The following is an 8345-nucleotide window of genomic DNA, read 5'->3' on the forward strand; positions in this document are numbered from 1 at the left end:
CCGAGTGCGACGATCAGCGTCGTCGCACACGCGGCGGCGTGGTTCGTGTTCGTCACCAACATCGTGGTCGTCGTCAACATCATCGCAACGGTCGCGCTCCCGACGAGGGAGACGAGGTCCACGGAGAACGCGGGGTCCGGCCGAGCGAAGATCACGTAGGCGCTAACCTCGTTGCCGAGCAACGCGTAGGCGATCAGACCCGCAACGACGGCCACCGTGTGGCCACCGATGACGTGATACGCGCCTTCAGCACGCGCTTTTTCGCCGGTCGCCATCAGGTACGCCGACGGGCCCAGGCTCGGGAAGAGGAACGGACGGCCCGTAACGAGCGTGATCAGTCCGAGAACTGTAAAGTGGAGGAAGACGTTGACCGTCGCGCTGTACTCGTCTCTGAGATCGAGTTCGCGATCCGGGTTCTCGAACGGGAGCGTACCGTCGGGCAACGTAGGTCGATCAACGCGATGCGCCGGCAAAAGGGCTCGCGCTGCAACTGTCCTATCCACGCCCCATCTCCGAAACCCGACCACCAAGTGAAGGCCGCGCCCGAGACCGAGTTCTGGCGGGGAACCGAACCGTCCCGGCTCCTTTTCCCCTCGAGCGCCGAGTGTCGACTATGGGCGAGCGACGGGTATCCCGGCGACGACTCCTGGCGACGGTCGGCGCGAGCACCGGCATCGGTACGGCCGGCTGTCTCGAGGGAGAGGTGGGAGCCGACGATCCACAGTTGGGTGATCCGGAGCCGTTCGAGAGGATCGAACTCGCGAGCGAGGACGGCGATGTGAGTGTCGATCCGCCGGTCGTTCATCTCGTCGACGGGGGTACCGTCGAGTGGACCGTCGACGCCGGCGTCCACGACGTAACTGCGTACCACCCCGATACCCACGGCAGTCGGCAGCGAATCCCAGCGGACGCCGAGCCGTGGGCGAGCGGCCGTCTCGAGGGGGGCGACGGGTTCGATCGTGTTTTCGACGGCGAAGGCGTCTACGACTACGTTTCGACGCCCAACGACGCTCTGGGTGCCGCCGGCAGCGTCGTCGTTGGATGGCCAGACCCGAACGGCGAACCCGGTCTCGAGCCTCCCGGCGACGAGTGCCCGCCCATCACATGCGACGTGCTCGAACGGTACAACGAACGCGTCCGGGACGTACTCGAGGAAGTTCACGGATGAGTTCGAGACTGCGGTTCGAGATGGGTTCCGGAGCTGTTTTGCGGCGTTCGCATCTCGGGCGGTTGGCGAGACACGGAGGTGTTCGGGGAGTCTCTGTCGAGCGAAGCCGGTTACGTCGGCGTGCCAAGCACCGTCACGTCGTACGAATCGATCTCGTCGGGTGACTCGAGGAGGATCACCTCGAACGCCCACTTCGACTCGGACCCGAGGTCCCCGGTCGTCGCGAGATATCGGCCGAGATGCGCCCCGTTCGCGTCGGCGACGCGGGCACGGACTTCGACGACCTGGATCGGATCGTCGCCGGCGTTTGTCACCGTCCCCTGGATCGTCGGCCCGCGGAAGTCGTCCTCGAGGACGAACTCGTGGTCGTCGATCGAGAGAGCGTCGAGCGGCGTGACGCCCTCGTTGATGTCCTGTTCGGCGAGGGCGTCCGCGGCCGTCATCTCCTCGGCCGAGCGGTCGTCGCCGTCGCCGTCGCCGTCCCCGTCGGCCTCGACATCGATCGTCCCGGACTCGTACCGCGGCGCTTCGTCGCCGGTGACCGCGTTACAGCCGGCGACGGCGGCCGCGCCGACAGCGCCGGCGGCAGCGAGCAGTCGTCGTCGAATCATCGCCACGGTCGACGCGTTCGCGGTCGTTTGCAGGCACCGATCATAGCCGAGCGAACGGCGTGGGCGTATGTCAGTCTGGAGCCTGCACTCCCCATCCGACTCCCCACTTTCCACTCTCACGACGTACCACGTACTACGCCCCGCAAGGGAACCCTCGGTCAGAACCGGACCCATCGCGACCACACCTAGGCGTGACGATCGGAAGCCACAGTCACGACGGAGGCCGTCAGTATGTGCAACGCGGAGTCTTATCCCCCAGAGCGGCGAACGTCGCACGAGATGGGGTCGTCCGACACCGGAGAGTCCGAAGAGACGCTCGAGTCCTACGGCGCTGATATCGGCAAGCGGACACGCTCGTGGACACGGTTTCGCGAGTGGGTCCTCGTCGAGGCCGATCGACTGTTCGTCGCGGCGTGTCTCTCGCTTGCCGTCTTCGTACTGTTTCTCGTGCTCGGAGAGTTCGGGATCGTCGGGTTCGTCAACGACGATTCGATCACCCGGCTCGCGGGCGGAATGATCGCCGGCACCTTCTCGCTTGTCACGCTGGTCGTCTCGATCAACCAGCTCATCCTCTCGCGGGAGTTCGCCGCGGCCGGCGAGTCGGAAAACCAGCTCGAGGGCGTCCTCGAGTTCCGCGAGGACGCCGCCGACGTGGCCGACGTGCCGGCGATTCCTGCGTCGCCGACGCGACTGCTGGAGTTGCTCGTCGTCGCGATCCACGACCGGGCCGACGACCTGTCGACGGCTGTCGACGACCACGACGACGAGATCACGTCCGAAGTCCACCCCTACACGAGCCGGGTCAAAGAGAGTACGAACCGGCTCGAGGACACGCTCGAGCACACGAAGTTCGGTACGTTTCGCGCCGTCTCGGCGGCCATCGGCTACGACGACGCCTGGCAACTGTACGTCGGACGGCACCTCCGTGGTCGATACCGCGACGAACTGTCCCCGGAGGCCGAGGAAGCGCTCGACGAGCTACTCGATTCGCTCGAGTTGTTCAACGTCGCCCGGGAACACCTCAAGACGACGTATCTGCAGCGAGAACTGACCCGGTTCTCCCAGTTGACGCTCGTCTGTGGTGTTCCAGCGATCATCTCGGCGATGCTGCTCGGGTTCGTCTATGCGGAGCTCACCGGGCCGGCGATCAGTGCCCAGTACCTCCCGTTCGTCGTGAGCGGACTCGTCACGGTCGTGATCTCGCCACTTGCCCTGCTGACGGCGTACATCCTTCGAACGGCGACGGTGACCCGACGAACGGCCTCAGTCGGACCGATGCTCCCTCAGAAAGACCCCGACGAAGGACCGTTCGACGTTAGCTACGACGAGGAGTCGCCCAGCCCACCGGCCCCATCGCGGTCGGACTGAGACTCGAATGGCCGTTTCTCGCCGTCGCCGTCACTAGCACGTCGTCGGACGATCCGTCTCCATCGGGCCGCTGTACCGGCGTCTCCAGGGAGCTGCGACGACTGGAAGGTGAACTATCGTGACTGTACCCGTGCCCGTGGCCGTGCCTGTAACTGCGATTGTGACTGAGACCCGGACGGAAGTCTGAGACGACTACTCACGCGAGGACTGCGGGGAGTCGGACGCCTCCTCGAACGGTGCCTCGGCTCTCTCCGCTGCCTCTGCGGTCTCGACGAACACCGAAAACAGCGCGCCCAGCAGCAGGCCGTAAAGCAGGTGACCNTCTCTCCGCTGCCTCTGCGGTCTCGACGAACACCGAAAACAGCGCGCCCAGCAGCAGGCCGTAAAGCAGGTGACCGAACAGCCCCTCCGCAGCGACCACCGGGAAGCCCGGGTCCGCGATCCCACCGATCGTCACCCAGAGCGGCAACACGAGCAGCGGAAGGACCGTCCAGACGGCGAGCCCGTAGACCACCCCGGCAAGCGCGAGCCGGAGACTGGGCCCCATCGCGGCGATGAAACCCGTCTCGACGTCGGCCATCAGCGTCCCGAGGATCGGATCGCGACTGACGAGGAACCCGAAGACGATCCCGAGGACGAGGCCGTGGACCACGTGGAAGATCCAACCAGCAGTCCCCACCGTCTCGAGCCCGTATATCGCGGGGACCGTCTCGGTGATGATCGCCGGATCGACGAGCCAGAGGACGCCGCCGAACAGCAGCGAGCCGACGACACCGCCGAGTGCGCCGCCGAACAACCAGTTTCCGGTGCCGCCGAACCCGTGCTCGGTGGGACTGTCCGCGTCGCTCATATCGGACCGACGTACCACGACCCTCGACAAAAGGCTGCGTGAACAGTTAGCCGCGTAACACAGTCGTTCGGTGTCGTTACGATCGGCGACCCGTCCTAATACGTCGTTACTCGAGCCGGCGGCGACTCCGCCGTCGGCGACGTTTCCTCGCGTCTCTCCGGCCCGTCATCTCCCGGGCTGGGCCTTTTACTCGGGGCCGTCGTCAGTGTCGACGGTCGATGAGCGATTCGGATCCGGCGGACGGAGCGAGCGACGAGAAACTCCAGACTGGAGAGCGAAAACGAGACGGAAGCGACGGTGACGACGAAGACGGTAGTGGACGACTTCGCGGCCCACGACTGTGGCTGTTGCTGCGGTTGAACCGGTGGGCGTTCACCGGTGGTATCCTGGGGATCGTGTTCGTCGTCCTCGTGGGGACGAGTCAGATCGGTCTGACACCGCTCCGGCTCATCGTCGAAAATCAGGACGGCCTCGAGTTCCTGTTCTCGGCGTTCATCGGGGCGATCATCACCGGGACCTCGATCGTCGTCACGATCAATCAACTGGTGCTCTCCCAGGAACTCGGCGCGGTCGGCCAGCAACGCAACCGGATGCAAGAGGCGATGAGCTTCCGGCAAGACGTCGAGTCCACTATCGACGAGGGCGCGAGCCCGCCCGAGCCGGCTGCGTTCCTCTTCGAACTCGTCGAGGGTGTCCAGAAACGTGCGAACGAACTCGAGGCCGAGATGGAGGACGAACACGACGAGGAGCTCCGGGCGACGGTCCTCGATTACGTCGAGGATACGACCGGAAACGCCGAGACAGTCAAAGACGATCTCACGGAGGCGCAGTTCGGGACCTTCGAAGTGGTGTGGAACGCACTGAACTTCAACTACTCGCGGAAAATCTACGACGCCCGCAAGATCCGGGCCGATCACGGGGGGGCGCTCTCGGACGGGGCAAACGAGAAGATCGACCACGTCATCGAAACCTTACAGCTGTTCGGTCCGGCCCGCGAGCACTTCAAGACGCTGTACTTCCAGTGGGAGTTGATCAACCTCTCGCGGGCGCTGCTGTACATTTCGGTGCCCGCGTTGACCGCGATGGCGATCTTGATCATGTACATCGACGGGACGGCGTTGCCGGGGACGACGCTGGGCGTCGACAACCTGGTCTGGCTCACGAGCCTGGGGTTCGTGATCGGTATCTCTCCGTTCGTCGTCTTCATCACCTACATTCTCCGGATCGCGACGGTCGCGAAGCGAACCCTCGCGATGGGGCCGTTCATTCTGCGGGAGTCCGAACGCGACGAAGATCTGGGTTGAGGGCCGGACTACGTCGCCTCTTATTTGCCTCGGTACCTCGTACCCCGTTCCTCGTACCTCGTACCTCGTCCAGACCGGTTCCGGACGAACTGTCCGAGACCGCCGACTGCGAACATCTCCCCGAGGTCCATCACAGTACGACCCGTAGGAGCGGTCGGCTCGTAAGAACCCCTCTTCGGGCTCGCCCGGATCGAGAGAGTTGTCGCTGCTGTAGGGAGTGCCCGCGTGTGTGTACTCGAGCCCGACGATCGGTGTATAGCTATCGTAACGACTGCAACGACCTGTACACTGCTCGCCAATTCGTCTGGCGATCAGGTGCACACTGGTTTGCAGTGGCTACTAGAGTGCTACTGCCACTGCTCTCGTCGCCGGAGCTTCGACGGGCGACGTCAGTCCCGACGACCGTGGCATCGACTCCGATCGCGTTCTCGAGACGTTGCTCCTGTGTCTGGTAGTCCGAGTAGCCGAGCCAGAGACACCCGATCCCGACGGCGACGAGAGGGGCTTTCCCCGTCGCTTACTCGTGGTGCACACCACTTGGAACCACGAGCCGTAGCCGGGTTGTCGAGGGGGGCCGATCCCGATCCCGATCCTGGTTCGGGTTCGGGTGCCGATCCCGGCACCGCACCAGCACCAGCACCAGCACCGGCACCGCTACCGACCGCAGACCTTCATCCTGACGGCGACTCGATGCCGTACTCCTCCTCGAGCAGCGCCGCCGCCGTCGGGAACAGCACGTTGTTCTCGCGGTGGACGTGCATGTGTGCGTCTCGCTCGAGTTCCTCGAGTCGACGGAATAGCTCTCGGTAGCTCCTGCAGGCATCCTCGGGCGGCTCGTAGCCGTCAGTGAGGTCGTTTAGCCGTTCGAGTCGCGTGGCGGTCTCGTCGTGGTCGTCCTCCAGACTCTCGAGTTCCGCGAGGAGGTCCTCGCGTTCGGTCGCCGTCAACTCTGTACCGGTGTCGAGTTTCTTGATCACCGGGAAAGCGACCTGTTCTTCCTCGTCGACGTGCTCCAAGAGGTCGGCTTTCAACTCGTGGAACTCCGCTTCGACGTCCCGCAACTCGGGGTGGGTGTCACCGTGGACCCGGGCGACTTTCTCGGCGAGCGCCTCGAGATCGGGCAGATCGCGACGCAGCGGCCGGTGGTGCTCCCAGACGATCACGTTCGCCAACTGCGTCGGGGAGTTCCACTCGGGTGCTGTGTCGCCAGCGTCGTCGAGAGTCGCCTCGAGTCGGTCACGAACCGTCTCGACCGCGAGGTCGCGGTCGGCACAGACCTCGGACAGGGTCCGATCGCCGCCACAGCAGTAATCGATATCGAGGGATTCGAAGGCCACAGCGAAATCAGGGGTCGATTCGACGAGGTCGCCGAGCCGTGCGTCCGGGTCGATAGTAACGTCGGTCATGGTGAGTTCAGAGGCAGGTATGGGTTCGGGGCGGAGACGGGATCGGGACGCGGTCGCCGATCCCGCTCGAGCGGTCCCCGAACGCGACGTGACCTACCACCGGTTCGGAGAAAGATTCGGCCCCGAACATCATCCCACTGGGTGCGGGTGACACGCGAAGATGGCAGTGTCTCACTCACACACGACTGGAACGTTACTTCCACGGCCGCGTGCCGTAGGCTACTGTGCCCGTCGCTTTCCACGCTACCGTAACAACTGCAACGATTTGCACACTGATCCCCGATCAGTCTGGCGAGATGGTGCGTACTGACTAGTCCCAGGAGAATCCGCGAGGTTCGGCAGGCGGCGAGAGCGGACTCGAGGGGAGCCCGCCGTTGGGATCGGGATCGTTGTACGCCTTCGGGGCAACGTCGTTGGGGGCGTCCGGGTAAAACAGCGATGCAATCGCGTGGAGATGCTCACGACCGACATCGAGTTCGAACTGGCCGCCACCGAACAGTTGTATCTCGCGTTCGAGACAGTACTCGATCGTCTCGAGGAGCGACCGCACCGAGCCGAATCGGGACGGCTTGACGTTGAGCCACTCGGGTTCCCAGGGGAGGTCTTCGACTGTCTCGACGCTACGGATCGGATAATCCCAGGTCACGCGTGGTTCGTGGCCCTCGAACAACGGTCGGGTCTCGTCGTCCAGTGCCGGATCTTCGATCAGTGCCCCGGGAAAGCCCTCGAGAACCCGCTCGTACAGCGCCGGGTCGGCTGGTTGGTCGACCGTCGTGCCGTGATACTGGCCCTTGAGATCGAGGATCTGCACCGCGTCGGTCGCCGCCAGCCGCTGGACGACGTCGTCGGTCCACGCGGAAGTCGGGTCGAGTTTGAACTCGAGTTCGGGGTCGCGGTCGAGCCACTCGAGCACGCGGTCGCCGGTCGGTGGCTCTTCCAGGCGCGTACTCACGACGAACCGCACTGACTCGTAGGGACGACCGAGGCGCTCGGCCAGATTCGTGTCGGCCTGTTTCAGCGCGAGGTCAAGCGCGGCGCTCTCGAAGGCCCACTGCCGATAGTTACGAAAAATCGACTGATTCGGTTCGTTGCCGAGGAAGAAGTCGATCTCGGATAGCTGGTCTGAAAACGAATCGAGCGTGTACTCGCCCGTGACAGGAAAGTCCGCTGCAGCAGCGAGAAGGGTTTCATGTGCGTCGTTGTCGTATGTGACGTCCTCGCCGCGCCCGGTTTCGCCGTCGCCGTGTAACGAGACGACGGTCGTCGCTCGAGTGAAACCACTCGATGTCTCACGCTCGCGCTGCTCGAGCTCGTAGTCGTCTATCTCGAGTTCGAGATCGGAAACCTGCTCGTACAACATCGTGACACGTCCTTCGTCGCGCCGCTATTAATAAGTGAGAGCGACAAGCATCAACCTAGTAACACTGGTGTCGGTTGTTTAGTCGGTGAGATCGGAGCTATCCCCAGAAGGCGAGATGGCTGGCACAATCGACGAGCAGCCATATCCACCGCTCCCACTCGTGGAATCACACAGGCGTGTAACACGTTCTGCTGTAGGCTCAACCCACGCAGACCGGCACTGATCCCATCCGTTCTAGTTTAGCAGAGTGTAGCGCCGTCTGACTAGATATCGTTGTG

7 protein-coding genes are annotated in these 8345 nt (G+C 63.9%); 3 read left to right on the plus strand and 4 right to left on the minus strand.

From position 1 onward, the window contains the following. Nucleotides 1–443 (minus strand): HPP family protein (locus tag C446_RS07090; RefSeq protein WP_006672399.1); only part of this gene is annotated, 443 nt, incomplete at its 3' end. A gap of 170 nt (nt 444–613) precedes the next feature. Between C446_RS07090 and C446_RS07095 the strand changes: the two genes are divergently transcribed. Then, entirely contained in the window at nt 614–1168 is a 555-nt protein-coding gene (locus tag C446_RS07095) for a cupredoxin domain-containing protein (protein WP_006672400.1), read from the plus strand. A 110-nt stretch (nt 1169–1278) separates the two neighbouring features. Here C446_RS07095 and C446_RS07100 read toward each other — a convergent pair whose 3' ends face one another. Then, nucleotides 1279–1779 carry an FxLYD domain-containing protein gene (locus tag C446_RS07100; RefSeq protein WP_006672401.1) on the minus strand — a complete coding sequence of 167 codons (501 nt, stop codon included), beginning with the start codon at nt 1777–1779 and terminating at the stop codon, nt 1279–1281. 279 nt (nt 1780–2058) lie between these two features. Here C446_RS07100 and C446_RS07105 point away from each other — a divergent pair, with 279 nt between their 5' ends. Both C446_RS07105 and C446_RS07115 read left to right on the plus strand, forming a co-directional pair. After that, nucleotides 2059–3147, plus strand: a complete 1089-nt coding sequence (locus C446_RS07105) for a hypothetical protein (protein WP_006672402.1) — start codon at nt 2059–2061, stop codon at nt 3145–3147. A gap of 1068 nt (nt 3148–4215) precedes the next feature. Next, on the plus strand, nt 4216–5301 hold the full coding sequence (locus C446_RS07115) for a hypothetical protein (protein ID WP_006672404.1): 1086 nt from the start codon (nt 4216–4218) through the stop codon (nt 5299–5301). A gap of 671 nt (nt 5302–5972) precedes the next feature. Here the strand turns inward: C446_RS07115 and ric are convergent. Beyond that, nucleotides 5973–6707 carry an iron-sulfur cluster repair di-iron protein gene (ric, locus tag C446_RS07120; RefSeq protein ID WP_006672405.1) on the minus strand — a complete coding sequence of 245 codons (735 nt, stop codon included), beginning with the start codon at nt 6705–6707 and terminating at the stop codon, nt 5973–5975. Between the two features lie 310 nt (nt 6708–7017). Continuing rightward, nucleotides 7018–8067: an enolase-like domain-containing protein gene (locus tag C446_RS07125; RefSeq protein WP_006672406.1), complete on the minus strand. Its 1050-nt coding sequence runs from the start codon at nt 8065–8067 to the stop codon at nt 7018–7020. Between the last annotated feature and the right edge of the window lie 278 nt (nt 8068–8345).

The sequence above is a fragment of the Halobiforma nitratireducens JCM 10879 genome (assembly GCF_000337895.1).
GTDB classification, from domain to species: domain Archaea; phylum Halobacteriota; class Halobacteria; order Halobacteriales; family Natrialbaceae; genus Natronobacterium; species Natronobacterium nitratireducens.